The following is a 26,311-nucleotide window of genomic DNA, read 5'->3' on the forward strand; positions in this document are numbered from 1 at the left end:
GGCCGGGGGTTCGTAAGATGCTCATCGCGACGACGATCGTGCTACTGGGGTTGCTCGCCGGCATCGCAGCGGCGCAACTCCGGGGGCTGCGGATGGGGGGCGTCATCGTCGTCCCGCTGGTCGCGGTGTATCTCCTGCGGAGTTTCGGCACCTTCCCGGTGTTCGTCATCAGCATCCTCGCTGCGTACGTCGCGATCGGGTTCGTCAAGCAGCGGGTGCCGCTGTACGGCCGCCAGCTGTTCGTCCTCTCCATCCTCGTCGGCGCACTGGTGCCGGTGACGGCCTTCGAGCTCGTCGCGTTCGGCTTCGACTTCCGGGGGGCGGTGGCCGGCGTCGAGTTCGTCGGCAGCATCCTCCCGGGGATCGCGGCCTACAACTTCCACCGCCTCGAACTGGAGGAGCGGGTCCTCGACGCCGTGGTGAGCCTCGCGACGCTGCTGTTCCTGACGGTGGTCGGCATCGGGCTGACCATCTTCGTCGGGCTGACGCCGCTCTCGGAGGTCCTCTCGCCGCTGTTGCTCAGTCCCGAGTCGGACATCGCCATCGCCTTCGGCCTGACCGTCGACCGGCCGCCGCTGCCGGTCATCGCCTCGAACCGCCTGACGCTCGGCCTCGTCGCGCTCGGGATGGCGATCGCCGAATTCCTCCGGGCGCGGTACGGCCTCCGGGTCGCCGGCGTCATCGTCCTCCCGCTGGTCGCGCTCATCGCGTTCCGAAACGTCTGGCTGTTGCCGGTCTGGGTCGTGACGAGCGTCCTCGTCTACGTCGGCGTCCGGTTCGTCCACCGGTGGACGCTCCTGTACGGCCGGGTCCTCCTGGCGGTCGGGATCATCCTCGGCCTGCTGGCGACCATCTCCCTCTCGGTCGTGGTGCCGACCCGGCACGGGCTCCTGCCGTTCTTCGTCGGCCTGTTCGGCGGCATCACCGCCTACAACGTCCACGTCGTGCCGCCGGCGGAGCGCCCGGCGACGGTGGCCGCCACGCTCGCCGTCCTCGTCGTCGTCACGTTCGCCGCGCGGCTCGCCATCGTCCCGCCGCCGAGCGGCGTCCTCCAGGACGTCCGGCAGGTCCACCTCGCGGCGGGCGCGCTGGCGACGGTCCCGGCGCTGGTGGCGATCTACCGGCTGGAGCGGATCCGACCGGACGGCCTCCGCGGGAGCGGGCTCGACGATCACGGGTCCGGGACCGAGAGGGGGGCCGGTCGGCAGTGAGCCGTGACTGGCGGGAGGCCGTCGCCGAGTTCCGCGAACTGGCGTCGGCCGCCGCCGACCGGGCGGAGCTGGCGCGGTTCGCCCGGCTGGCCAAACGGGGCGTCGGCGAGGCGCTCGGGGCCGGCCCGCTCCACCGGCAGCGCCTGGCCGACATCGACACCCGGATCGCCGTCACCGGCGTCCGCGGGAAGTCCTCGTCGGTCCGCTGGCTCCACGACGCCTTCCACGGGCGCGGCTACGACACCCTCGCGAAGGTGACCGGCGACCAGGCCCGCGTCATCCACAACGGGACCACGCGCGAGGTCGGACGGGGGTCCCAGGTCCGCCTCTACGAGAACGAGCGCATCCTCGCCGCCGTCGCCGACGAGGACGTCGAGGTGGCGATCTTCGAGAACCAGGGGATCCGCCAGTACACCACGCGACTCGTCAACGAGCAGTTCGTCAGCCCCGACGTGATCTTCCTGACGAACGTTCGGGAGGACCACCTCGACACGCTGGGGAGCGACCGCGTCCAGATCGCGCGGTCGCTCGCCCGCAGCGTCCCGCAGGGGACCCGCGTCGTCTGTGGCGAGCCCGACGAGCGGCTCCGGCGGTACCTGTCGGCCGAACTCGACCGCCGGGACGCGCCGGTGACGTTCGTCGACCCCCCCGAGCGGGTGCGGTCGGTCCCGGGAGCCGAGATCGTCTACGGACTCGACGAGGTGCTCGCCGCGGTGGGTGAGCCGCCGATGCCGGAGGCGAGGCTGACCGAGTACGTCGAGTCGCTGCGGCCCTCGTGGCGACGCCTCCCGAACGGGCGGGTGTTCAACGCCGCCGCCGTCAACGACGTCCAGAGCACGGAACTCGTCCGACGCGAGCTGGTCGGGGCCACGGGGACGGTGATCGAACCGCTGCTGAACCTCCGGGCCGACCGGCGCGGTCGCACGGCGTCGTTCATCCGGTACCTCACCGCCCTGTACGAGTCGGGGGACATCGAGCGGACCCACGTCGTCGGCGACAGCCAGCGACTGTTCGACCTGAACACGCCGTTTCCCGTCCGGCGACACGACACCGAGCGGGAGTCGGCACCGGCCGTCCTCGACGACGCGCTCGCCGCCGGGCACCCGGTCTTGCTGATGGGCAACACCGTCACCGAGTTCATGCGCGACCTCCAGATGACGATCGACGTGCGCGCGCTCGACGTGGACGGCGAGCGGTCCGAGACGGCGACGGTCGAGGACGACGACGGGTCGGGACTGTTCGGGCAGCCCGAACCAGAGGCCGCCGACGCCGAGGACGACTCGGTGCCCGACGACGTGGGCGACCTCCCGTGGGGTGACGACTGATGCCCGGGGACCGCCGACGGTTCCTGCGCGCGCTCGGTACCGGTGTCACCGCCGGCCTGGCCGGCTGTGCGCGACTGACCGAGGTGTTCCCCGAGTCCGGTCGCGTCGAGGGCGTGCCACAGGCACCCGGCGGTCCGCTGACGGGGCGAGTCCGGGACACGGCCGGTGACCCGGTCGGCGGCGCGCGGGTGGCCGCGCTCGGGGCCGGCGGGCGGTCGCTCGGGGAGACGACCACCGACGGCGACGGGTGGTTCTCCCTCGACACGGGCCGGCCGGTGTGGCTCCGTGTGACGGCGAGCGGCCACGTCGAGCGGGTCGTCGCGGCCACGCCCGGGACCGACGGGGAGGTGGTCCTCGTCGGCGCGGACGGGACCGCCGCGCTCGCGTTCGGCGGCGACGTGATGGTCGGCCGGCGCTTCTACGAACCGCCCTCCGACGACCTGAACCCGCGCGGGTACGTCCGCCCGTCGACCCGGCGGGCCGACCACGAGCGGACGCTCGCCCCGATCGAACCGCTGCTGGGCAGCGCCGATCTGACCTCGATCAACCTCGAATCGCCGCTGACGACCGCGTCCGTGCGCCACCCCGAGAAGTCCTACACCTTCACCTCGCATCCCGTCGCCGCCGACGCGTTGGCCGGGGCCGGCGTCGACTACGCCGCGCTGGGCAACAACCACGCGTTCGACGCGCTCCACGTCGGGCTCGCGGACACGACGCGGACGCTCGACAGCGCCGGGATCGCCCACTCCGGCGCGGGACAGACCCCACAGTCGGCGTGGGAACCCGCGACTGCCGACATCGCCGGCGTCTCCGTCGCGCTGCTGTCCTGTTCGGACCTCGTCGGCGGCCAGTACGACCTCCACTGGTCGGCGGACCGGTCCCGGGGGCGGCCCGCGACGATCACCTCGGACGGGCAGTCCGACACCGTCCCCGCCGGCGCGGGGGTCGCGGAGGCGGGCGTCACGCGCATCGGCCGGCGCGTCGAGCGCGCCGGTGAGCGGGCCGACGTGGTGGTCGTCCAGCTCCACGGCGGCGAGCAGTACCGCCACCGGCCCACCGACCGGATGCGGCGGCTCACCGACGCCGCCGTCGACGCCGGTGCCGACCTGGTGGTCAATCACCACCCCCACGTCGTCGGCGGCGTCGAGCGCCGCCGCGGGGCCGTCGTCGCCTGGTCGCTGGGCAACCTCGTCTTCGACCAGCGGCTCTGGCCGACGTTCCCGACGTACCTGCTGACGGCCTACGTCACCCGCGAGGGCGTCGTTCGGTGGGTGGTCGACCCGCTGCTGATCGACGGGTTCGTCCCCCACGGCGTCGTCGGCAAGCCCAACCGAACGGTGGCCTGGCGGACCGCCGGCCGGTCCGGGGAGCGCGCGCGGGTGACGGCGTCGGGGCTGGCCGGCGGCGGCGGGACGGCCCCGCCCACGACGACGACGGTCTCCCTCGACGGCGGCGCGGTGTACGCCCGGCGGAGCGGGTGGATCCGCGGCGTCGAGACCGGGACCGTGCGGCTCGGTCGGGACCTGTTGCCGACGGGCACCTTCGAGAGCGTCGACGTCGACGAGACCGGCTACGACGGTCCCCTGTGGCGGTTCAGTCGGAACCCCGGCGCGAGCGGTGCGACCTTCGGCGTCGACGGGAGCGGCGGGGTCCGCCTCCGGCGCATCTCCGGGAACTCGGCCGACGTCGTCCTCTCGAACAGCCGCCGGATCCCGGTCGACGGCCCGCTGACGGTGGCGGCCCGCTACCGCACCGACGCGACCGCCGGGCTCGAACTCGACGCCGCGTGGTACGCCGGCACGAGCGGGTCGTCGATCGAGCGAGACACGTGGACGCTCGCCCCGACCGGCGGCGAGTGGGGCGTCGTCGCCCGGGACCTCGTCCCGCCCGACGACGCGACCCACGCGAACGTCGTCTTCTCGCTGTCCCCGCCCGACGCCGGCACGCGCACCGCCTACGTCGACGAGGTCCGGCTCGTACAGTGGGCGGACCGCGACGCGTCCGGCGGCCGCTCGTTCGACCACGTCCGGACCGAGGCCGACGCGACGGTGACGGTGGGCGTCCCGGCGGGCGCGACCGCCGACTGGCGGCGGCTCGACGGCGTGTGACGGCCCGACGGACCGAGAGCGGGCCGCGGCGACCCCTACGGTCGATCCGGCACCGCACACCCCAGCCCGTCGAGTTCCGCGAGCGCGGCGTCGAGGTCCGCCTCGTCGACGAGGACGTGGTCCGTCGAGTACGCCGAGACGACGAAGACGGCCACGTCGGCCTCGGAAAGCGCCGACGCGACGGCCGCGAGGAACCCCACGAGATCGAAGGGGAGCTCCAGGTCGAACGTGAGCCGCCGCCAGCCGCCGGTCGCGGCCTCGGCCGCGGCGACGGCCGGGTGCGACTCCGGGACGACGGCGGTGGTCTCCGACTCGTCGCGGACGACCGCGAAGGCGTCGGCCGGCGGGTCGTCGGTCCGGCAGACGGCGTAGGTCGGGGCCGCGACCCACACGGTCGCGCCGTCGAGGTAGTCGGCGGCGTCCACGCGGCTCACGCCCCCGTGTGGAGGTCCCGGACCGTCACCCGGTCGGGGACCCGGGCGAGCGCCGCGTCGGGCCAGTCGTCGTGGGCCAGCGTGAACTCGGTGTCCGGGTGGAGTTCGACGAGTCGGGCCACGCCGTCGGCGGCCGCCTCGTGGGCCTCGCGGGAGAGGCGCTCCGGCGTCGACGCGGTCAGGGGGTACGTGTCGGCGATCTCCTTGGGATACGGGCCGAACGGCGGCTTGACCCCCCAGGACTCGTCGTAGCGGTCGTCGCTCCCGCCCTCGGTCAGCAGGACGGTGTCGGCCTCGACGGCGAAGCGGTCGAGCCGCTCGTGGTGGCGCACCACCTCCGGCCGGCGGGCGCTCTCCGCGGAGACGTGGAAGAAGGTGTCCTTCGAGACGCGGTCGGTCCGCTCCAGTTGCCCGGCGTGGTCCAGGAGCGTCCGGTAGCCGTCCAGCATCGCGGGGTGACCTCGCGCCCGGGCGTCGACCAGTTCCAGCAGGCTCCCAGAGCGGATGGCCTGTCGGACCCGCCGGATCTCGCCGTAGGTGACGTGGAGGTTGTGCCGGGCCAGCAGCTCCTCGCGCGGGCGCTCGTCGCGGGCCCGCAGGTCGGCGGGCGCGTGCTCGGCACACACCGGGCACTCGCAGGGGAAGTAGTCGAGGTCGTCGACCTGTTCGGTGCCCCGGACCGTCAGGTAGCGGTCGTCGCGGGCGTACAGCGCGTAGGCGGCGGAGTCGAACAGGTCACAGCCCAGCGCCGCCGCCAGCGCGAACATCATCGGGTGGCCGGCCCCGAACAGGTGGACCGGCCCGACCTCGCCGAGGCCGCGCTTGCAGGCGCTGACCACGTCCACGAGGTCGGCGTAGCGGTACTCGTTCATCAGCGGGACGACCGCGCCAAGCGGGAAGACGTCCAGCCCCGTGGCCTTCGCCTCGCGGCCGGCCCGTTCCCGGAGGTCCGGGTACGTCGACCCCTGGACCGGGGCGCTGACGAGCATCTCCCCGGTGTCGACCTCGGTCGCCCGGTCGAGGCGCTCCCGCGTCGTCGCCAGTTCCGCCTCGGCCCGCTCGCGGTCGACGTCCGGCGGCGTCGGCACGTCGACGGGCGTCCCGATGTCGCTGCCGATCTCGCGCTGGAACTCCAGGATCTCCTCGGTCGTCACGTCGATCTCGCCGTACTCGGCGAGCTGGAAGGAACCGGAGTCGGTCATGATGGCCCCCGAGAAGTCGAGCAGGTCGTGCAGCCCCCGCTGTACGGCCGGCTCCCGGAGGTCGTCGGAACCGTGGAGGATGTAGCTGTTCGTGATGAGGATCTCCGCACCGAACTCGGCTTCGAGCGTCGCCGGCGCGACCGTCTCGACGTGGGGGTTGACCACCGGCAGGATCGTCGGCGTCTCGACGGTGACGCCGGCCCGCGGGACCTCGAGTTCGCCGAGGCGGCCCGCCGCGTCGTACGTGCGGACCTCGAAGTTCGTCATAGGCGTCGTCGGCGGGGACCGCGCCTAAGCGTTGTGTTCCCGACTACAGGTCGCCCGGGTCGGTCCGGTCGACGAGGCCGTCGAAGTCGTCGTCGAAACTGAGGACCGTGTCGACGTCGTGTTCGCGAGCCTGTGCGACCAGCGTCGCGTCTGTGAAACTCAGGCTCCGGTCGTCGTGTCGGTCGAACACGTCGACCGCATCGGCGAAGAGTTGCGGCGAGACGTGGAGTATCTCGTAGGTATCGGGATACGAGCCGACACCGCGTACCCGCTCTCCCAACCGTCTCGCCGAGTCGTGGGACCCACCGCGCTTGAGTGTCAGGGTGACAGCCTCGTCGTACACGTACTCGCTGACGAACGGGTGTCCGAGCTCGCCGTCGTACACGGCGTCGAGCGCACCCCTGGCGGTGTCGTGTCTCGACGCGTCGATGTCGTGATCCGCGTACAGAACGCCCGTATCGACGAGGACGGTCATCCGTAGAGGATGTCGTCGATGTCCTCTTCGTCGGTCTCGACGCCGGAACTGAACCGGCCGCGACGCATCGCCTCTTTCTCTGCATCGGTCAGCGGAACGCTCGTCTCCCGGAACGAGTCGACGACCGCCTCGCAGTCGGCGTAGGCGTCGTCGATGAGTCGCGAGAGCAGTTCCTGCTGGGTGACCTTCCGACCGGTCTCCAGTTTGATCTCGGCCTGCAACCGCTCGAGGCGGTCTTTGGCCTCCTCGTCGATCTTGACCGGTGTCGACATCACTACGTAGTAGCGTTCGCTACTGGATAAGTGTTGGTCGCCGCCGTCGCTCGAACGGCGCGTCGTCACCGCTCGAACAGCGCGTAGTACATCACGCCGACTGCGGAGCGGCCGTCCCGCAGGTCGCCCGACCGGACCGCGTCGAGCAGGTCCTCGAAGGACGTGGTGGTGACGCTGATGGACTCGTCGAAGTCGAGGTCCTGCCCCCCGTTCCGGGTACACCCCTCCGCGAGGAAGTAGTGGAACGTCGAGTCGGCGTAGCCGTTGGCCGGTTCGGCCGTGTAGAGGTGTGTGACGGTGTCGGCCTCGTAGCCCGTCTCCTCGCGGAGTTCCCGGTCGACGGCGGCCCGCGGCGCGGGGTCGCCGGCCTCGACGGAGCCCGCGGGGAGCGCGCGGTTGACCCGCTTGACCGCCTGTCGCCACTCCTCGATGACGACCACGTCGCCGTCGCCGGTCAGCGGGAGGACGACGACGCTGTCGCCCTCACGGAGGAAGTCGAAGTCCGTCTCGGTGCCGTCGGGCAGGCGGACGTCCTCGTGGACGACGTCGAACCCCGGACAGGTGTAGGCGGTGTCGGCCGCGAGGGTCTCCCACGCGAGTTCGTCGGACATACGCACCCTGGGGTCGGCGGCGGCATACCGGTGACGGTGCAGGCACAAGACGTACCAGGCTCGGCGGCGAACTCCCGTCCCCGATGCGCGTCTCCACCATCGTCATCCTGTTCGGCGCGGCGCTGTTCGTCCTCCCGATCCCCGGCACGTTCGTCGCCGGTGCACTGGTCCTCCTGGCGGGCGCGGCCGCCCGCTGGCTCGGCTCGTGACCCGCCGGTCGGGAGTCCCCGGACACCCCATCGCAACGGCGCTGCCGGCCGCCGCGACCCCGCGGGACCGCCGAGCCGGCCGTCCGACCTAGAGTTTCTCCATCTCGCGGCCCTGTTCGGTGCGGCGCTGTGCCTGCTCCAGCCGGTTCCGGGCCGCGGCGGTCAGCGGGTCGCCGAGCGCGTCGCTCGCCCGCTCGATGAGCGTCGCGATCCGCCGGAGGCGATCCGCGACGGTCGCGAGCTGCTGGTCGGCCCCCGCGGCGTCGCCGGCGCGCGCCCGCTCGGCGGCGCGCTCGGCCGCGTCGACGACGGCCCCGAGCGCCTGCGAGAGTCCCCTGACGGCGTTGGCCCGCCCCCGCAGCCCCTCGGCGGCGTCGAGGAACGCCGCGACGTCGGTCTGGGTCTCGCGGGCGACGGCGACGAGAAACGTCGCGATGGAGGCCTTCCCCGTCGAGGGGTCGTCGATGCGGACCGCCCCGTCGGCGGCCGGGTCCGGGTTCACGCGGTAGGCCCCGACCGCGTCGTCGCTGTCCCGGACCGCGGTCGTGTACGCGCCGCCGTCGTGGACGTACAGCGTCTCGCTGTCGGCCGGCGGCACCTCGTACAGTCGGCCCCCGAAGTCGTCCTCGACGGCCAGCCCGGTGAGGTCGCTGTCGGCCGCGCCCGCCTCGACGGTGAGCTTCCGGGCGCGCTCGTTGGCCACGAGCGGGACCCGCCCGTCGACGCCGGCCAGCGTCCGGCCGCCGCCGGCCGTGCCGCTGTCGCCGGCCGTCCCGCCCTCGGTCGCGGTCCCGTCGCCGGTGGCCGTCTCCGGGCCGCTCTCGTCGCCCACTCGGACGGTCTCGCTGTAGGGCGCGGTTCCGGCGCGGTTGACCGTCAGCCGGTGGTCGCCGGCGGGCACGTCCCGGACGGCGGCGACGCCCCGGAACGTCGGGACGGCCTCGGGGTCGCTCTCCAGCAGCGCGACGCCCTCGACGCCGGACTGTTCGGTCGTGACGCCCGCGTCCTCGGGCGCTGCCGGATCGGGCACCGTCTCGGCGAGGCTCGCGACGACGGTGTTGACCTCCGGCGGGGCGGCGATGGCGTCGTAGCTGTCCGCCAGCGCCGCCCGGTGGTTCGGTTCCGTGATGTCGGCCGCGGGGTTGTCGTAGCGGGACTGGTTCCACGGCGCACCGGTGGTCGTGATGTGGCTCGCGACGGCGTCCTCGGCCGCCTCCGGGACGGCGAACTCGAAGCTCAGCTGCGGCCCGGTGAAGTCCGCGATGTCCTCGATCTCTGCGGTCGGGACCAGGTCGTACTCGATGTCGGCCTCCGCGCCGCCCTCGCGGTCGGCGTGCTGGAACACGAGCCCGTTCTCCCGGGTCGGCAGCGCGGACGGCGGCGACGACAGCGCGTCGAACGACCGCACCGTCAGCTCGGGCGGGACGAGGTCCGACCGCTCGACCGCCGGGAGCCGGTCGTGCTCGTAGAGTGGCTCGCCCTCGTACTCCGGGATCACGTAGGGCAGCGCCGCCCCCTCGTCGCGCGGCAGGCCGTAGGCGAACGGGATCGTCGCCACGTCCGCCAGCGTCTCGATCGGGTTGTTGGTGATGTCGGCGAGCAGGTCGCCCTCGGCCAGCCGCGTGAACTGGTCCGGGATCTCGTTGATCGACAGCGCGCTGGAGTGTGACCCCAGTTCCGAGAGGATGCGCGGCGTCCGCTCGGGGTCCGGGTCGAGGAACTCGTTGTTGGGGACCTTCCGGGAGTGCGAGCTGGCGACGTGGAGCCGTGGCTCGCCGGTCTCCGTGTCGACGAAGACGTGCAGCACCTCCCAGTCGTGCCAGTGGAAGTTCGTCGTGAACTGGTCGAACGCCGAGTAGAACCAGAACTGGACGACCGACAGCGGGGAGTCCTCGTAGGCGAGCGCCCGGTAGAACACCGTCGGCTCGGGGGGCTGGTCGCCCGAGAACCGCTCGTGGTAGCCGTTCAGCGCGTCGAACCCGTCGACGATCGTCTCGCCGTCCCGCTGGCTGGTGTAGGGTCGGGGGTCCGTCGGGAACCACCGCTCGGCGGTGTCGAAGTACAGCGTCGGCGCGAACCGCTCGGCCAGTTCGCGGGCCCGTCCGTCGTCGACCGGTGTGGCCGTCCCGTCGCCCTCGCTGGCGTCGCTCCCCAGGATCGAACAGCCCGCCACGCTGGCCGCGCCGGCCCCGGCCAGTGCCCCGAGCACCGCTCGCCGGTCGAGTGGCTCGTCGGTCATCGCCGCTCAGCCTCCACCGCCGCGGTCGTCCCGGTCCATCGAGGTCATACCCCGATGGTGTGTGGCCCGGGAGAAATGTCTTCGGGCGGCTACGGGCACGACTCCTCCGACGCGTCGCCCGTCCTGAACCCGTCGGTGTCGAGGTAGCTGTGGGCCACGGTGATGGCGTGGTCGGCGTGGAGCGCGCGCGGCCCCAGCGAGAGGCGACGGTCGGCGGCGTCGGCGAGCAGGTCGGTCTCCGCCGCGGTGAAGTCGTGGTGGTCCGAGAGGACGAACACCGGATCGGCAGGCGGGTCGACGGCGGTGGCCGGGTCGCCGTCCTCGTGGAGTTGGACGACGGTCCCCTCGCGCGCGACGGCGTCGAGCGTGCCCGCGAATCCCCGCCGGGTGAGCGAGACGCCGGGCGACGTCTCGACGGGGACGTGGCCGATCGCCTCCGCCCGCTCGGCGAGCGCGTTCCGGATCAGCGCGGCCGTCGACCGCTCGTCCGGGTTCAGCCGACGGAGGTCGCTCCCCTCGAAGGTGACCGTGTACTCGTCGGCCAGGACGAGGTGACACCGCACGTCCTCGCGGATCGCGTGGCTCAGGAAGAAGGCGCTGTTGACACACCGGCAGAGCACGTCGAGTCGGCCCGCGCCGCCCGCGAGGTCGTCCAGCGAGAACTCGTCGGTGGTGGGGGCGTCGTGGCCGACGACGACGAACTGGCGCATACGAGCAAGAGCGGGGTCCCGTACTTATGTGCGTCGGCGCTCCCGCGGCGTCGTGTTAAGATAAGGATGAGGCGGTCGGTGTTTCGAATGTTCTATGCCCGAAATCGACCGCCTCACCGGTGATAGCGACTGGATCGATTTGGATTTTATGGAGCGAGAGCGGACACCGGAGGGGATCGTTGAAGTGGGTATTCAGTTGCATCTGGCTGGTCTATCGCTTTCGAATACCAAACAGTATCTTGAGAGGTTGGGTGTCAAACGCAGTCGAACGGCGATCCACAACTGGGTGCAGAAGGCTGATCTACAGCCAACCGGCACGAGATCGTCGAATTACATCGCGGTCGATGAGACTGTAATTCAGCTCGGAACCGAGCGCTACTGGCTGTACGCCGCTGTCGATCCCAAGACCAACGAGTTCCTCCACGTACGGCTGTTTCCAACGACAAACTCAGGTCTAACACACGTGTTTCTGCGTGAACTCCGCGAGAAACACGCCATCGACGATGCGGTGTTTCTCATCGATGACGCCGACCATCTCCAAGCTGCACTGTCGCGGTTTGGACTCCGATTTCATATTCGTCGCCACGGAAATCGGAATAGCGTCGAACGTGTCTTTCGTGAGGTAAAACGACGAACATCCTCGTTCTCAAATACGTTTAGCAACGTCGAGCCGGCGACAGCAGAATCTTGGCTCGAAGCATTCGCCGTCTGGTGGAACCGATGCCAAAGTTAACACGACGCTCCCGCGGGGCGCTCAAACGTCGATTGAAGCTACCGCAACGACTCTTTCCCTCCCCCTCCCACACTCAGGCGGGCATCAGGTCCCCGCTGACCTGACCGCCCTCCACAAGACGCAGGCGACGCGAAGCGACAGCCAGTTCTCAGCGCCATGGGTAGGCCGGGCTGTCCGCCTGCGTGCTCTCCACGACGTGCCGTCGTTTTGCCGGCGTGAGACGGGCTCGGCACCAGCGTCGCGTTTGTTTCTATCGGTAGCTACTAAGACCTACGTTGAACCCTACAGAAAGCATATATATACCCCGCGGCTACGACGAGGTGTACCCCTGCCCAAGGTGCCAGCAACGAGTACGCTGGAGCCAGTCCCCGTGCAGGCGTGGTCCCTGCTCCCCTCCACACGGACCAGGTCGACACCGGCGTCACGCCGGTCAGGCAGCTGCGAGCCCCTCCACGCAGTCACGGTGGCCGTCTCCCGCTGAAAGTCGCTGGTGCCGTCCCCGATACAAACTATGACAGAGACAAGCGACAAAATCCGCAGCCTGTTCCTGACAGCGCTGATGGTCTGCTCCGTCGTCGGAGGGACCGTCGCGTTCGCCGGGAGTGCCGCTGCGGCGACCGGCGTCGGGAACGTCTCCGTTTCCGACACGCCGGTGAGCGAAGACAGTACAGTCACGCACAGCAACGTCCAGTTCGACCTCGAAGGGCTGAACGGCGACAGCAGCGACCAGTCCGTCGAGGTCACGCTCTACCTGACGGAGGGCGAGATCCAGGGCGTGAGCACGGTGAACGGCAACCCCGTGAGCGCCTCGAACCAGAACGTCCAGAACGGTAACCTGACGTTCACCCTCCAGGGCGACGAGGGGACCGGTTACGAGAACACCATCACCCTCGGTGACCTCGACGTCGCCTACCCGGCGGTCGAGGGAGACACCTCGACGGAGCTCCGCGTCGACGTCGACGACACCGGTGGCGACGACCTCGACACCGAGGTTTCCTCCTACACCATCGAGGAGTCCGGGGCCAGCCAGGCGGGCGCTCCGGACGTCCGGAAGGCGACCCACTACGTCGACTCCACCGAGGGCGCGATCGTCGAGATCGCGTTCACCGAGAGCGTGAACGCCGACGATCCGTCCATCGAGGTCCTTGACGAGGACGGCAACGTCGTCCTCGACGAGGGCGACATCGACAGTAGCGCCACGAATCTCGACAACGGCCGGCTCGTGCTCGGCGCGAGCGGGACCATCAACGACGTCGAGAACGTGACCGTCTCCGGCTACGAGGACGACGCCGGGAACGCCCTCGACGAGACGACCGTCGACGTCACCTTCGCCCCGACGACCGTCGACACCCGCAACGACGGGGCAGACGGCGTCAACGACGAGGCCTTCCAGGGCGCGTTCGTCGCGCTCGAGGGCCAGCAGGGCGACGAGTTCCAGATCGAGGGACTCGAGGACGGGAACAGCGACGTCGACATCACCCGTGCGACCGGCTTCGGGAGTCAGATCTACGCGCTCGACACCGACGCCCTGGACGCCGGCGACTACGACATCGAGAACACGGACGCCGGGACCAACCGGACCCTCCGGCTCAACGACCTCGGCCTGAGCGTCGACCCCGACGAGGAGACGTTCCAGACCGACGAGAACGTCACCGCGACCGTCGAGTCCGACGCCATCGACCGGCCCGTCGACCTCGATCTCGTCGACGAGGACGGCGAGGTCGTCGAGGAGGTCGAGGTGTCGATCGACGCCGACGGGAACGTCGAGGCCGACCTCGGACAGGCCGAGGCCGGCAACTACACGATCACCGTCGAGGACGTCAACACCGGCGTCAACACGACCTCCGACGAGTTCAGCGTCGTCGAGGCCGGCGACGCGTCCGTCTCGTTCCGCGACAGCGTCTACACGGAAGAGGTCGGCGACGTGGCGGAGATCGTCGTCGAGCTGGAGAACACCGACACCGCGACGATCCAGGTCGGTGACTACACCAACGACAACTACAACATCACCGCGGAGATCGAGGACGGCGACGGCGACGGCCGGGTCACCGTCCAGTTCAACAGCTACACCGCCGGCGTCCCCAACAGCGGTGGTTCGGACGCGCCGAGCACGACCGTGCTGACCGTCGCCGACAGCGACGACGAGATCAGGAACGTCTCGCAGGGCGGGACCTTCACGGGTGCGAACGACCCGCTCGGTGACAACGTCCTCGAGGACAGCGACTACGACGTCCTCCTCGAACAGGGCGACAAGGACGCCTCCGTCGTCGAGTCCGAGGAGGCCGTCGCGACGCTGAACCTCCGGGAACGGTCGACCGAGGCCGCGCGGGTCTGGACGGCACCCGAGAACGACCTCGACGACCTCGACGAGGCGAACGCCTCCGAGGTCTACGGCTACATCGCGTCCGACGAACTCACCCAGACCTCGACGGTCGCACAGAGCGACGCGGTCGTGGTCGAGGTCGAGGCGTCCGGACTCGAGGGCGTCCTGGCGGCCACCGGCGCGGACACCACGCCGGCGTACCTGTCCCGGTCCGGAGCCACGTACCCGTTCTCGCTGACCGTCGAGCAGGTCGAGGACGAGGCGAACGCCGTCTCCAGCGGCATCAACGTCGACGCGCTCGACGACAACGACGTCTCGGTCGTCTACGACGACGCCAACGAGACGCACTTCGTGGTCCTCGACAGCGACGCGGTCACCGAGGAGTTCGACCACGAGAGCGGTGACGAGTACGTCGCCAACTTCACGGTCTACGACGACTCCGAACTCAGCGAGGACAACGTCACGGTCAACGACACGTTCGGTGTCGAGGACCGCGACGCGACGCTGAACGGCGGCAACGACGTCACCGTCTCCGCGGCGGACAACCAGACCATCTCGGGCACGACCAACCTCGCGCCCGGGAGCGAGGTCACCGTCCGCGTCGAGGACGACGAGGACGACACGGCGTTCCTCAAGCAGCCGACCGCGATCGTCCAGCCCGACGGGACGTTCGTGGCGTCGACGTCGTTCACTGACGTCAGTCTGGGGACGAACTTCACCGCACAGACCCGGATCAGCGCGAACGACGTCGGCGACGCCATCGATGGCCGGGTCGTCCAGGGACCCGTCGCCTCGGTGATCGTCACCGACCAGGAGTCCGACGGTGAGACCGTGACGGTCGACAGCGTCACCCTCTCGGAGGGTGGCTTCGTCGCGATCCACCTGAACAACGCCAGCGGCGACGTGATCGGTGCCTCGGAGTACCTCGAGTCCGGGACCCACGAGGACGTCGAGATCACGCTGGACAGCACTCGGAGCGAGGACTTCACCGCGGTGGCGATGCCGCACCTCGACACCGACGGCGACGAGACCTACGACTTCCCGGACAACGACGGTCCGTACACGGCTAACGGCTCGGCGGTCACGGACGACGCGGCGATCACCGTCATCGACGACACGACGGAGACGACGGAGCCGCCGACCACCGAACCGACGACGGAGCCGCCGACCACCGAACCGACGACGGAGCCGCCGACCACCGAACCGACGACGGAGCCGCCGACCACCGAACCGACGACGGAGCCGCCGACCACCGAACCGACCGACGCGAGCGGCCCCGGCTTCACGGCCGTCCTCGCGCTGGTCGCACTGCTGGCGGCTGCGCTGCTCGCGGCTCGGCGGAACGACTGACGGGCACGTCCCGTTCCCGACGACGAATTTTTTTCGACGGCGCGCACCGGCAGTCACTGGTGAGCCCAGCGACGACCGGTCGGAGTCGTCACACCGGGTCGTCGGACGCACCGTGGCTGGGAGGCCCGGCCGGTAGCCGACGCGGTCCGAGAGATCGGCCGCGTGGTGAGTCGGACCCGGCGTCGGCCGCGTGACGGAACGCCGCGACGGGACGCGAGGACCTCACTCGGGACCGTCCGGTTCGACCTCGACCCAACCGGCCATCCCGACCCGGACCAGCGTCCCGTCGTACGCGAACGACACCACGACGGAGTCGTCCCCGCGGAGCGCGTTGAGCGCGGCCACGTCGACGTGGGTCGCGAGCGACGGCAGGTCGGTCGGGTCCCGATCGCGCACGATGCCGACCGTCCGGGTCACGACCACGCTCGGCTTGAGCGCGTCGAAGTCGGTCTCGACGCGGTAACACTCCGCCTCGGGGTCGTACTCGACGGACGGCGGCCCGTCGTCCGAGGAGTCACTCATCCCTCGTCGCCGTCGGCGATCCCCGACCCGAAGTGATTGAACGGCTGGGTGTAGCTCTCCTTGATGATCTTCGTGTTCACGACGTCGAGCCCGATCCGCGTCAGTTCGTCCGTGATCCGGGCGACGTCGTCGGACGTCGTCCCGACGGCCTCGATCTGGATGTTCTCCTGGCCGTTCAGGACCTCCCGCACGGCGATGACCCCGCCGACGTCGAGCGCCGCCTCGGCGAGTTCCTCCCGCTGTGGGTTCGGCGCGCTACAGATGATCTGGACGTACAGCTGAAACCCCGCCCGGTCGTAGTCCACGATCGGTTGGTAGCCGCGGACGACCCCCTCCGACTCGAGCCGTTCAATCCGGTTTCGAACCGTGCTGGCGGAGACGTCGACGTGCTCGGCCATCTCCTGTATCGTGAGGTCGCGGGCGTCCCGCTGGAGGAGAAAGAGGATGCCCTTGTCGATGTCGTCTAGGTCCATACCCACCCAACGACGAGTTCGTATTTTATTTTTTCTAATCTACACGATCTATATTCGTCATACATTCGTATTTCGTTATCTGACTGCGGATATCGCAAACGTATAAACGATTTGTCCCTCTCGGCCGAGTCGTCCCTCGATCGGCCTTGACGTCCCTGCTCGTCGCGGACTGCGGCGGGACGGGGCTGATCGGGGAACGGCGAGCGACCACGAACGGATCAGCGTCGCTCGCCGGTCGGAACCGAGTGAAGAATGGGCCGGCGCGAATTCGAATCGCGGTTACGGCCACCCGAAGGCCGAAGGATACCAGGCTACCCCACCGGCCCGTGCGATAGCAACAGGAGCAAGGGGGAGGGGCGGTTTAACGGTTGCGAATCGGTAGGGGCTTGCGGGACCGCCCCCGACCGCGACGTATGGAGGTCCGAGACGAACGACTCCCGGAAGCGACGTTCGCGACCTGTCTGGAGAACATGCCCCAGCCCTGTGTCGACCTCGTCGTCGCGTCCGGGGACGGCGTCCTGCTGACGCGCCGGCAGAACGAGCCCGCGAAAGGCGAGTGGTTCTGGCCCGGCAGCCGCCTCTACAAGGGCGAACGCCTGGACGACGCGGCCCACCGGGTCGCCGAAGAGGAGCTGGGACTGGCCCCGGTCGAGGTCGAACGCCTCGGCGTCAGCGAACACTTCTGGGACACCGCGTCCGTCGACGGCGTCGACTCGCGGCACACGATACCCGTCGTCTACTGGGTGGAACCGGTTGGCGACCAGTCGGTGACGCTGGACGAGCAACACGACGAGAGCCGCGTCGTCACCGAGCCGCCGGCCGACGCCAACGAGTACGTCGTGGAGTACTTCGAGCGGTTCGACCTGTGACGGGACAGAAGATATTTACCCGAGGACAGTTACTCACGAGCTGAGTAACTATGAGCGTCCTCGTCACCGGCGGCGACGGCTACCTCGGGTGGCCGACCGCCCTGCGCATCGCGAACCGAACCGACGACCGCGTGCTCCTGGTGGACAACTTCGGTCGCCGCGACTGGGTCGAGGAGGTCGGCGCGACCAGCGCCACGCCCGTCGCCGACCCCGAGGAGCGCATCGCCGCCGCCGGGGAGACACACGGGGTCCACAACCTCTCGTTCGTCGAGGGCGACCTCACCGAGCGGAGCTTCGTCGACGAGCTCCTGCAGGTCCACGAGCCCCACACCGTCGTCCACACGGCCGCCCAACCCTCCGCGCCGTACTCCCAGATCAACGGCGAGCGGGCCAACTTCACGCAGCACAACAACATGCAGGCCACCCGCAACCTCGTCTGGGGGCTGGAGGAGAACGGGATGACCGACACGCACCTGATCGAGACGACGACGACGGGCGTCTACGGCGCGCCGGAGTTCCCCATCCCCGAGGGCGGCGCGACGATGGAGAACGACGGCGAGCGCGACGACGTCCCCTTCCCCGCGATGGCGGGCTCGTGGTACCACCTGACCAAGTCCCACGACGCCGCGAACCTCCGCCTGGGCCACCAGCAGTTCGACATCCCGATCTCGGACGTGCGGACGGCCATCGTCTACGGCACCGAGACCGAGGAGACCCGCGCCGACGACCGCCTCAAGACGCGGTTCGACTTCGACTACTACTTCGGCACGGTCGCGCATCGCTTCGCGGCCCAGGCCGTCGCCGGCTACCCCGTGACGGTGTACGGCAAGGGCGAGCAGCGCAAGCCGTTCGTCTCGCTGGAGGACGCCGTCGAGGGGCTCGCCCAGTTGGCCCTCGGTGACCCCGACGACCGGCCCGACGGGCTGACGGTGTACAATCAGGTCACGCGCGCCATCAGCATCGTCGAGATCGCCGAGACCATCGCCGACGTGGGAAGCGAGTTCGAGCTCGACGTCGCCGTCGAGCACTTCGAGAACCCCCGCGACGAGGACGAGACCCACAAGATGGAGATCGAGAACGACCGCTACGCCGACCTCATCGGCGGGCAGGACCAGACCTTCGAGGCCGGCGTCCGGGACATCTTCGAGACGCTGACCCGCTACGCCGACACCATCGAGGCCCACGAGGACCGGTTCCTGCCGGGCGTCCTGGAAGACGAGACCGACGGATGACGGCCGACGTCCTCGTCACGGGCGGCTGTGGCTACATCGGCAGCGACCTGATCCCCCGCCTGCAGCGCGACGACGCGGTGGGCGAGGTCGTCGTCCTCGACAGCCTCGCCTCGGGGTCGCCGCGGGCCCTGCTGGGTGCCGTCGACGACAACCTCGAGTTCCGGCGGGGCGACGTCCGCGAGTACGGCGACGTCGAGAGCGCGATGCGCGGGGTCGACACGGTCATCCACCTCGCCGCGATCACCGGGGCCGACAGCACCCACGACCGCCGCGCGGAGACCTTCGCCGTCAACTACGACGGCACGGAGAACGTCCTGAAGGCCGCCGGCAAGCTCGGCGTCGAGACCGTCGTCTTCGCCTCCTCGTGTAACGTCTACGGCCGCGCGACCAGCACGGACATCGACGAGACGGTCGACCCCGACCCCATCAACCCCTACGCCGAGACGAAGCTCCAGTCCGAGACGCTGCTGGCCGACTACTGCGCGGAGTTCGGGATGGACGGGACCGCCCTGCGGATGGCGACGAACTTCGGCTACTCGCCTGGCGTCCGCTTCAACCTCGTGGTGAACTACTTCGTGTTCCGCGCGCTGACCGGCCGCACGCTGACGGTCTACGGCGACGGCTCGAACTGGCGGCCGTTCGTCCACGTCTCCGACGCCGCCCGGGCGTACGAACACGCCGCCCTCCACCCCGAGGCCTGGGACGAGCTGGTCTACAACGTCGGCAGCGGCGACGGGAACTACCGCATCTCGGAGATCGCCGAGATCGTCGACGAGGAGGTCGGCGCGGTCGACATCACCTACCTGGAGGACGAACACCCCGGACCGTCCTATCACGTCAACTTCGACCGGCTGGAGAGTACGGGTTTCGAGCCCGAGACGACCCTCCGCGAGGGGGTCCGCGACATCGCACGGAGGTTCACCGATGCCTGAACGAGAGCTCGACACGCCACACGTCGCCGTCACGGGCGCGGCCGGCTACATCGGCAGCCGCGTCCTCGCCGAACTGCAAGCACAACACCCCGACTGGGAGCTCACCGCACTGGACAACTTCTACCTGGGACAGGTCCGGTCGGTCGGCGACGTCGACGTCCAACACGTCGACGTCCGGAACCGCGACCGGCTGGAGGACGCGCTGTCCGGCGCGGATGCCGTGCTCCACCTCGCCGCCATCTCCGGCGTCGACGACTGCGAGGAGCGGGCCGACCTCGCCTACGAGGTCAACGTCGAGGGGACCAACAACGTCGCGTGGTTCTGCCGGAAGACCGGCGCGGCGCTCGCCTTCCCCTTCTCGATGGCCGTCATCGGCGACCCCGAGGAGTTCCCGATCACCGTCGACCACCCGCGGGACCCGATGAACTGGTACGGCCGGACGAAGCTGCTGAGCGAGCGGGCCATCGAGGACTTCGCCGCCGGCGCGTTCCCCGCCCACCAGTTCATGATCTCGAACCTCTACGGCGGCCACGAGGTCGACGGGCGGACGGTCTCGAAGGGGACCGTCATCAACTTCTTCGTCGGCCGCGCGCTGGCCGGCGAGACGCTGACGGTGTACGAGCCCGGGACCCAGTCCCGGAACTTCGTCCACGTCAAGGACGTGGCCCGCGCGTACGTCGACAGCGCCGAGCGACTGGTCGAGCAGCTGGCGGCGGGCGAGACCGGCGTCGAGAAGTTCGAGATCGCCAGCGACGAGGACCCGAGCGTGATGGAAGTCGCGGAGCTGGTCCGGTCGGTCGCGGCCGACCACGGTATCGATGTCGACATCGAACTGACTGAGAACCCTCGTGGGGATGACGAGACACTCGTCAGCGAGTTCGGTGTCGAGACCGGTCGGGCTACCGATCTACTGGACTGGGATACTGAACACTGCGTTGAGGAGAGCGTTCGCGAACTGCTTGGCGACCAGTGACTGTCACCGATCGTGGATTTCCGCAGCGTCCCTACCGGTTTGTCACCCTCGTCTCGAGGGGAGCCTGATCGCTCGTAGTCCACTCTCTTGTGAGCATTCACATTCCTGCGTTACTGCTTTCTAGGGGAGCTGTCTTGGGGCCTAAATGACGCGTCTCTACCAATTCCCCGGTGAAGTACCGCGGCAAGATTCCGCGATTCTACTTGATGCTGCTAGAGAAGCGTTGCCGATCAACGGTTGGAACGGCCGATGTTGAACGAGGGCACCGGGAGAAACTGCGAGCAGCAGTGGAGTCAGGGGGTCCCCGAAGCCAGGTCGCCCGAGGTCACACAGGTCGACACCGCACTCGGATTCGATCCGAAAGCGACGCTCCGATCGGATATCGAGTGGCAGCCGTCCCGGTTCGGTCTAGAGATTATGCTCCGTCAGCTGAGGTGGATCCCGCCGGTTATGACATTTCCGACTCAACCAATCGTGAGTGTCCGGTAGACGGTCAGGGTTTCCTCGACCATCTGGGACTCGGTAAATGTCTCCGAGACACGCTCGCGGGCCTGGGCTCCGAACGCCGCCCGCAGGTCATCATCTGACAGCAGTCTCTCGATGGCATCGGCGAGCGCCGATTCGTCGCGCGGTGGGACAGTCAGCCCTGTCTCGCCGTGTTCACTCACCCACGGCACGCCGGTCGGGAGGGCTGTGTTGACGATGGGGAGACTGCGGGCCATCGCCTCAAGCTGGACAATGCCAAACGCCTCGCTCCGCTCAACCGACGGGAATACGAAGATATCGGCGGCCGAGTAGCAGGTCGCCAGTGTCTTGTCGTCGACCCAACCGGTGAAGGTGACACAGTCGTCGACCCCCAGCGACCGCGCGAGGGATTCGAGGGCATCCCGTCGTGGTCCGTCTCCGACGACGAGGAACGTCGCCTCGGCGTCAACTTCGGCGGCCGCACGGACGAAGTACTCGATGCCCTTGTAATAGTTGAGCCGTCCGACCGTCAGGACGACGGGATGGTCGGTCCGGGGTTGGAGGTTGGTGTCAGCTTCTACGTCGGCGTCGCTTCCGTCGGTGTTGACGGCGTCAAGGTCGATTCCCAACGGGACGATCGTCGTCTTGTCGGTGTGAGGCGCGAGAAACGGCGAAGAGTCACGCAGCCGTGGTGATGTCGTGACAATACGATCGACATCAGCCAGCATTCGCTCCAGCAGCGGCTGGTACACCTTCAGCGCTCGTGACTGGCGGACGATGTCGCTGTGGTAGGTGACGACCGTCGGCGCGTCCGGACGGACGAGCAGGTGGCTGACCACCCCTATGGGGTTCGGGAGATGGTAGTGAACGATGTCGGCATAACTTGCGTCCCGGGCCAGCTGGATCGGGAACGTCGGCGCAAGTGGCGTTGACAGCACGGTCCCGAGACTACTCACCCGCCGCACACGGACATCGTCCCTCGTCTCAACGCCACCCCGACCGCGTTCGGTCGCGACGAGGACACGGGCGTCGTGGCCGCGCTTGGCGAACCCCTCGGCGAGCTGGCGGACCACGTGTTCAACGCCGCCAATAACCGGCGGGTAGAGTTTGTTCACCTGAAGTAATCGCATCTGGATGGAACAGTCGATATGGTGTGGCGACTGGGGCAAAACGCTTCGGGTAGCCGTCCGGGCCGCAAGGCGACGCGACCGGGCCGACTGCGGTGATTATATATCGGTGCACGGAAACGGGTGTGCAAGACCAGTATGAGCGACGAGGATATCGGGCAGCGGACGCAACTCCGCGCGCTCTTCCGGACAGCGACCTTCCGTCCAGTCCTGGCCACGGCGGTCGTACTCACGAGTCTCGTCGCCGCCGTCTTCGAAGGTATCGGGCTGGGCTTTCTGATCCCAATCATCCAGACAGCACGCGGGGGCAGGGACGTCGGCGGTATCGCCGGTGTGTTCATCGACATTTATCAGGCCGCCGGCGTCCCGGTCACGCTGGAGTACATCATCGCGGGCGTCGGCGTGGTAATGGCTCTCCGGTACTTCTTTCGGTTCCTCGTTGGGTGGCTGCGAGCTATCCTCCGAGCGACCTACAGCCAGCACCTCCAGACGCGGTTGTTCGACGCGACGCTGGACGCCCGGATCAGCTACTTCGACGACCAGGGTTCCGACGAGATCCTGAACGCGATCCTCACGCAGGCAGGCCAAGGCGGCCAGACCATCGAACAACTGGTCCACATCGTCGAGCAGTCGCTGCTCTGTCTGATGTACTTCACCATCGCCTTGATGCTTGCACCGCGGCTAACGGTCATCTCTGCAATCGTCCTCGGTGTATTCTTGTTCGGACTCAGATCGGTCATCGAATCCGGCTACGACGTCGGCGAGCGTGTAGCCGACGCAAACGAGCGCCTCCAAGAGGCTGCTCAGGCGGGCACCCAAGGTGTCCGCGATGTCCGACTGTTCGGGCTCCGCGAGGAGCTGTACAAGGACTTCCGGGACGCCGTGACAACCGGAGCCGAGTCGGCAATCACCCTCCGGCGCAACCAGGCTGGGATCAACGCCTCGTACCAGTTCGTCGTCGCCCTGACGGTCTTCGGCCTGATCTACGTCGCGCTAGTGTTCACACCACTGTCGCTGGCCGAACTCGGCGTCTTCCTGTTCGCTATGTTTCGGCTCGGCCCCCGAGTGAGTATGCTCAACGACCGGATCTACGATCTAGAGGGGACGCTCCCGCACCTCGTCCGGACCCAGCGATTCCTCGACGAACTGGAGGATACCCGGGAAAAACGCGGGGGCGACCGATCGGTCCCGGCACCGATCGAGCACATCGCCTTCGAGGACATCTCGTTCAGCTACGACGACGAGGAACAGATCCTCAAGAATATCTCTTTCGATGTCGAGCGGGGCGAGTTCGTTGCGTTCGCAGGCTCGTCGGGGGCCGGCAAGTCTACCATCGTCTCGCTGATCGCGCAACTGTACGAACCCGACACCGGCCGGATTACTGCCGACGGCGTACCGATCGGAGAAACGCCAATCGACGAGTGGCGCGACCGTATCTCGATCGTCCGCCAGGATCCCTATATCTTTGACGATAGTCTCCGGTACAACCTCACGGTCGGCAACCGCGACGCCGACCAAGTGGACGTCGAGCGGGTCGCCGAGATCGCTCGGGTGACGGAGTTCCTCAACGACCTCCCCGACGGCTACGACACGAAACTCGGTGACGAGGGCGTCCGGCTCTCGGGCGGCCAGCGCCAGCGCGTCGCCATCGCCCGGGCACTCCTGAAAGAAGCCGATCTGCTCGTGCTGGACGAGGCGACCAGCGACCTCGACAACCGACTGGAGCGGCAGGTGCATAAGGCAATCGAGGAGATGGACCGCGATTACGCGACACTAGTCGTCGCCCACCGGCTGTCGACCATCGTCAGTGCCGACCGGATCCACGTGATGGAGGACGGGCGCATCGTCGAGTCTGGTACGCACGAGGAGCTGCTGGCCAGCGAGGGGCAGTACGCGTCCTTGTATCAGTGATGAGGGGGGCAAGGGGACTCACGTCCGGGAGTGGACCTAACCGAGGAGCCAGCGCGGCACGATGATACAGTAGTGGACGCGAGCAGCCAGCCCAGCAGCGCGGTTGCCAGCACGCCCCCGCCACCAGTGAGAATACCCGCTCAATCAAGCGGTTCGAGTGTCATACCAACGAGCGTGATTAGCAAACATCCCTGCCGCAGTAAGGCTGGGACGTGCCCTGCGGTGGCCATTAGATCATAGCTCGTTGCCAGCACACTACCCGCAACGACCCCAACCGTCGTCAGCGGCGAGGTGCGCCTCGTGTCCACGAACAGTGCGAGGTTGAGCAACGTCAAGCTAAGGCCGACATCGGACTGGAACGGTGCCTGATCGGACCGGGGCCTGAACAGGCGTTACCAACGTCGGCAGCGGGAGCGGGTAGCGGACTGGCCATCCGAACCGCTCCGAACTAGGCCAAGCTCACGAACACACTGACGACCTGTAGCTCTCTGACTCAGAATAAGACGCTGATTATCTTCTGAACGCCGCTAGATAGTGTCTCGAAGAGGAGAAAACGAATTCGAAAGACGCTATCGGCTGTCTGGGGCTCCATCAGTAGGCCGGCGGGTGGCTCGTTGATGTCCGGGTCGTCAGCCCCATAGGGCAGTGCCGGCGTCAAATAAATGGTGGCGGTGTTATCCTGCTCGCTGACGACGACCACGTGGTTGTTTTGGGAGTCGGTGGGTATCGTGTGCGCTTAGGGCGTCAGTCGACGTTCCGCGACCAGACGAACCCGATCCCACTGGCCGCCCGGGCTCCAGACGACGGGCCAGCGGCCGTCGATGTTATGAAGTTCGACGACGCGGTTGCTCTCGGTGTCGGCGACCTTCACCGCGCCGAACCTGAGCCACTGGGCGTTGTACCGGTGGTTGAGGAGATATGGAGAGCGGTTCTGGTTGACGGCATCGGCCACGCCGCCACGACTCCAGTTCAGAACGAGCAGGTGTTTCGCGTTGCGGACACTGACGAGGAAGAGTTCGCCTCCGAGGTGGTCAACATTATTGATGTAGAGCCGGTCGATCCAGATCGGGTCGACGGGTGCGTCGTAGTACTGGGAAGGGCTCCACTGCCAGACTATTCACTCGGTTGAACTATTCAGGAGAAGTATCTTTTCGGCGTCTTAGCGAGGACGAGGTTGCGCGGAAGTAGCAGTTCCACGTCGTGAACTCCCCTGTTGAGTCTCATACGAACGGGAAAGTCCACTACCGACGACGTAGGGTTCTGAATCGGGTTCAGTAACTTGGTAGTCAGTCCGGGGACACGGACTCGGGTAGGGTTCATAGTTACTCTGGTGACCGGTTATCATCGCTGTCAGTACCCCGCGATCGTCTATCACTGTGACATCGTGATAGGCGACATCCTCCTTGTAGCGCTACTGTTCGGTGTCGTTGGGGTCGTAGTCAACGATCAGACTGTCTCCGGAGGGGATCTGAACCTGACAAGCGGGCGGTCAGCCTCAGTCTACTGGGCCGGCGTGAGCGTCCAGATACCACACTGATGCGACGAAAAGGAGTGGGGTGAGACCGATAAGGGTAGGGCCTGTTCGGGGGGCCGTGTTTAGTTAAGCGTGAAAAGTGAGGCGGGAGAATTTCTTGCTGGTCTATGGCAGAAATCGCCCGCCTCAGTGGTAGTAGAGGGTGGATTGATTTGGATTTTGTGGAGCGCGAGCGGACACCCGAGCCAGCGATGGCGCTGGGTATTCAATCCCACGTTGCGGGGTTGTCACTGTCGAATACCGTTGAATTACTCGATTGTCTGGGTGTCCAACGCAGTCGCAAAGCAATCCACGATTGGGTGCAGAAAGCCGATTTACAGCCCGAATCGGGGAAATCGCCGACTCAGATCGCGCTCGACGAAACAGTGATTCGCATCAACGACCAGCAGTTCTGGCTGTACGCTGCTGCCGATCCACAGTCGAACGACCTGCTTCACGTCCGCCTCTTTACCACAACTACGACCGCTCTAACGGAAATTTTCCTGCGCGAACTTCGGCAAAAGCACGATGTCGAATCCACCGTATTTCTCGTTGACGGCGCGAAACACCTCCAAACTGCACTGCAACGAGCTGGCCTCCGATTTCAGATACGTCACCACGGAAATCGGAACGCCGTCGAACGGATTTTTCGAGAGTTGAAGCGCCGAACCTCGTCGTTCTCGAACTGCTTCAGCCACGTCGAACCAGAAACAGCCGAAACGTGGTTGCAGAGCTTCGCTCGATGGCTTAATGCTACTAACTAAACACTACCGTTCGGGGTGGGCACATAACATATTGGCATCGGTAGTTGGCAAGAGCCGCGGA

Annotated in this window: 24 protein-coding genes and 1 tRNA gene; 13 read left to right on the top strand and 12 right to left on the bottom strand. The window is 67.8% G+C overall.

The annotated features are described in order from the left end of the window. Positions 1-17: 17 nt before the first annotated feature. The 3 genes from P0592_RS03635 to P0592_RS03645 are packed head-to-tail and all read left to right on the top strand — an operon-like array spanning position 18 to position 4,644. Positions 18-1,211, top strand: a complete 1,194-nt coding sequence (locus P0592_RS03635; RefSeq protein ID WP_276272910.1) for a poly-gamma-glutamate biosynthesis protein PgsC/CapC — start codon at positions 18-20, stop codon at positions 1,209-1,211. After that, a complete protein-coding gene (locus tag P0592_RS03640) occupies positions 1,208-2,536 on the top strand; it encodes a Mur ligase family protein (protein WP_276272911.1) in 1,329 nt (442 codons plus the stop codon). The genes P0592_RS03635 and P0592_RS03640 overlap by 4 nt, the downstream gene beginning before the upstream one ends. Beyond that, a complete protein-coding gene (locus tag P0592_RS03645; protein WP_276272912.1) occupies positions 2,536-4,644 on the top strand; it encodes a CapA family protein in 2,109 nt (702 codons plus the stop codon). The genes P0592_RS03640 and P0592_RS03645 overlap by 1 nt, the downstream gene beginning before the upstream one ends. 35 nt (positions 4,645-4,679) lie before the next feature. Here the strand turns inward: P0592_RS03645 and P0592_RS03650 are convergent, their stop codons facing one another. The 5 genes from P0592_RS03650 to P0592_RS03670 form a co-directional block, all read right to left on the bottom strand. Further along, the gene (locus tag P0592_RS03650) at positions 4,680-5,078 is read right to left on the bottom strand and encodes an ACT domain-containing protein (protein ID WP_276272913.1); all 399 of its coding nucleotides are present in this window, start codon (positions 5,076-5,078) and stop codon (positions 4,680-4,682) included. Then, positions 5,075-6,547, bottom strand: a complete 1,473-nt coding sequence (tgtA, locus tag P0592_RS03655; RefSeq protein ID WP_276272914.1) for a tRNA guanosine(15) transglycosylase TgtA — start codon at positions 6,545-6,547, stop codon at positions 5,075-5,077. Before tgtA ends, P0592_RS03650 begins: the two co-directional genes overlap by 4 nt. Before the next feature lie 43 nt (positions 6,548-6,590). Then, complete coding sequence (locus tag P0592_RS03660; RefSeq protein WP_276272915.1) at positions 6,591-7,022, bottom strand: type II toxin-antitoxin system VapC family toxin; 432 nt, start codon at positions 7,020-7,022, stop codon at positions 6,591-6,593. Beyond that, positions 7,019-7,294 (bottom strand): hypothetical protein, encoded by a 276-nt coding sequence (locus P0592_RS03665; protein WP_276272916.1) that lies wholly within the window; start codon positions 7,292-7,294, stop codon positions 7,019-7,021. The genes P0592_RS03660 and P0592_RS03665 overlap by 4 nt, the downstream gene beginning before the upstream one ends. Before the next feature lie 65 nt (positions 7,295-7,359). Next, complete coding sequence (locus P0592_RS03670; protein ID WP_276272917.1) at positions 7,360-7,905, bottom strand: NUDIX hydrolase; 546 nt, start codon at positions 7,903-7,905, stop codon at positions 7,360-7,362. A gap of 83 nt (positions 7,906-7,988) precedes the next feature. Here P0592_RS03670 and P0592_RS03675 point away from each other — a divergent pair, with 83 nt between their 5' ends. Next, complete coding sequence (locus P0592_RS03675) at positions 7,989-8,114, top strand: hypothetical protein (RefSeq protein WP_276272918.1); 126 nt, start codon at positions 7,989-7,991, stop codon at positions 8,112-8,114. A gap of 88 nt (positions 8,115-8,202) precedes the next feature. On the opposite strand, the gene P0592_RS03680 is transcribed toward P0592_RS03675, so the two are convergent. Together P0592_RS03680 and trmY are read right to left on the bottom strand one after the other, a co-directional pair. Then, positions 8,203-10,353, bottom strand: a complete 2,151-nt coding sequence (locus P0592_RS03680) for a hypothetical protein (protein WP_276272919.1) — start codon at positions 10,351-10,353, stop codon at positions 8,203-8,205. An 89-nt stretch (positions 10,354-10,442) separates the two neighbouring features. Further along, positions 10,443-11,063, bottom strand: coding sequence for a tRNA (pseudouridine(54)-N(1))-methyltransferase TrmY (trmY, locus tag P0592_RS03685; protein ID WP_276272920.1), 621 nt, complete (start codon positions 11,061-11,063; stop codon positions 10,443-10,445). Between the two features lie 94 nt (positions 11,064-11,157). On the opposite strand from trmY, the gene P0592_RS03690 reads away from it, so the two are divergent. Both P0592_RS03690 and P0592_RS03695 read left to right on the top strand, forming a co-directional pair. Further along, on the top strand, positions 11,158-11,796 hold the full coding sequence (locus P0592_RS03690) for an IS6 family transposase (protein WP_276272273.1): 639 nt from the start codon (positions 11,158-11,160) through the stop codon (positions 11,794-11,796). A gap of 511 nt (positions 11,797-12,307) precedes the next feature. Beyond that, on the top strand, positions 12,308-15,469 hold the full coding sequence (locus P0592_RS03695) for a DUF7282 domain-containing protein (RefSeq protein ID WP_276272921.1): 3,162 nt from the start codon (positions 12,308-12,310) through the stop codon (positions 15,467-15,469). A 222-nt stretch (positions 15,470-15,691) separates the two neighbouring features. Here P0592_RS03695 and P0592_RS03700 read toward each other — a convergent pair whose 3' ends face one another. The 3 genes from P0592_RS03700 to P0592_RS03710 form a co-directional block, all read right to left on the bottom strand. Continuing rightward, complete coding sequence (locus P0592_RS03700; protein ID WP_276272922.1) at positions 15,692-15,991, bottom strand: HalOD1 output domain-containing protein; 300 nt, start codon at positions 15,989-15,991, stop codon at positions 15,692-15,694. Next, positions 15,988-16,464, bottom strand: a complete 477-nt coding sequence (locus P0592_RS03705) for an Lrp/AsnC family transcriptional regulator (protein ID WP_276272923.1) — start codon at positions 16,462-16,464, stop codon at positions 15,988-15,990. Before P0592_RS03705 ends, P0592_RS03700 begins: the two co-directional genes overlap by 4 nt. A gap of 253 nt (positions 16,465-16,717) precedes the next feature. After that, a tRNA-Pro gene (locus P0592_RS03710) sits at positions 16,718-16,790 on the bottom strand. 87 nt (positions 16,791-16,877) lie between these two features. On the opposite strand from P0592_RS03710, the gene P0592_RS03715 reads away from it, so the two are divergent. From P0592_RS03715 to P0592_RS03730, 4 genes are read left to right on the top strand one after another with little or no spacing between them, the layout of a single operon-like run. Next, complete coding sequence (locus P0592_RS03715) at positions 16,878-17,333, top strand: NUDIX domain-containing protein (protein WP_276272924.1); 456 nt, start codon at positions 16,878-16,880, stop codon at positions 17,331-17,333. 50 nt (positions 17,334-17,383) lie between these two features. Beyond that, a complete protein-coding gene (locus P0592_RS03720) occupies positions 17,384-18,565 on the top strand; it encodes an NAD-dependent epimerase/dehydratase family protein (protein WP_276272925.1) in 1,182 nt (393 codons plus the stop codon). Next, the gene (locus tag P0592_RS03725) at positions 18,562-19,497 is read left to right on the top strand and encodes an NAD-dependent epimerase/dehydratase family protein (protein WP_276272926.1); all 936 of its coding nucleotides are present in this window, start codon (positions 18,562-18,564) and stop codon (positions 19,495-19,497) included. The genes P0592_RS03720 and P0592_RS03725 overlap by 4 nt, the downstream gene beginning before the upstream one ends. Next, positions 19,490-20,470 carry an NAD-dependent epimerase/dehydratase family protein gene (locus P0592_RS03730; RefSeq protein ID WP_276272927.1) on the top strand — a complete coding sequence of 327 codons (981 nt, stop codon included), beginning with the start codon at positions 19,490-19,492 and terminating at the stop codon, positions 20,468-20,470. Before P0592_RS03725 ends, P0592_RS03730 begins: the two co-directional genes overlap by 8 nt. A gap of 464 nt (positions 20,471-20,934) precedes the next feature. Here P0592_RS03730 and P0592_RS03735 read toward each other — a convergent pair whose 3' ends face one another. Continuing rightward, on the bottom strand, positions 20,935-22,050 hold the full coding sequence (locus P0592_RS03735) for a glycosyltransferase (protein ID WP_276272928.1): 1,116 nt from the start codon (positions 22,048-22,050) through the stop codon (positions 20,935-20,937). Between the two features lie 150 nt (positions 22,051-22,200). Between P0592_RS03735 and P0592_RS03740 the strand changes: the two genes are divergently transcribed. Beyond that, on the top strand, positions 22,201-23,973 hold the full coding sequence (locus tag P0592_RS03740; RefSeq protein ID WP_276272929.1) for an ABC transporter ATP-binding protein: 1,773 nt from the start codon (positions 22,201-22,203) through the stop codon (positions 23,971-23,973). 493 nt (positions 23,974-24,466) lie between these two features. Here the strand turns inward: P0592_RS03740 and P0592_RS03745 are convergent, their stop codons facing one another. Further along, a complete protein-coding gene (locus P0592_RS03745) occupies positions 24,467-24,673 on the bottom strand; it encodes a hypothetical protein (protein ID WP_276272930.1) in 207 nt (68 codons plus the stop codon). A 126-nt stretch (positions 24,674-24,799) separates the two neighbouring features. On the opposite strand from P0592_RS03745, the gene P0592_RS03750 reads away from it, so the two are divergent. Continuing rightward, positions 24,800-25,102: a hypothetical protein gene (locus P0592_RS03750; protein ID WP_276272931.1), complete on the top strand. Its 303-nt coding sequence runs from the start codon at positions 24,800-24,802 to the stop codon at positions 25,100-25,102. Between the two features lie 512 nt (positions 25,103-25,614). Then, positions 25,615-26,250: an IS6 family transposase gene (locus P0592_RS03755; RefSeq protein ID WP_276272932.1), complete on the top strand. Its 636-nt coding sequence runs from the start codon at positions 25,615-25,617 to the stop codon at positions 26,248-26,250. The last annotated feature ends 61 nt before the right edge of the window (positions 26,251-26,311 follow it).

Origin of the sequence: Haloarcula litorea, from assembly GCF_029338195.1 — an archaeon.
Classification (GTDB): Archaea; Halobacteriota; Halobacteria; order Halobacteriales; family Haloarculaceae; genus Haloarcula; species Haloarcula litorea.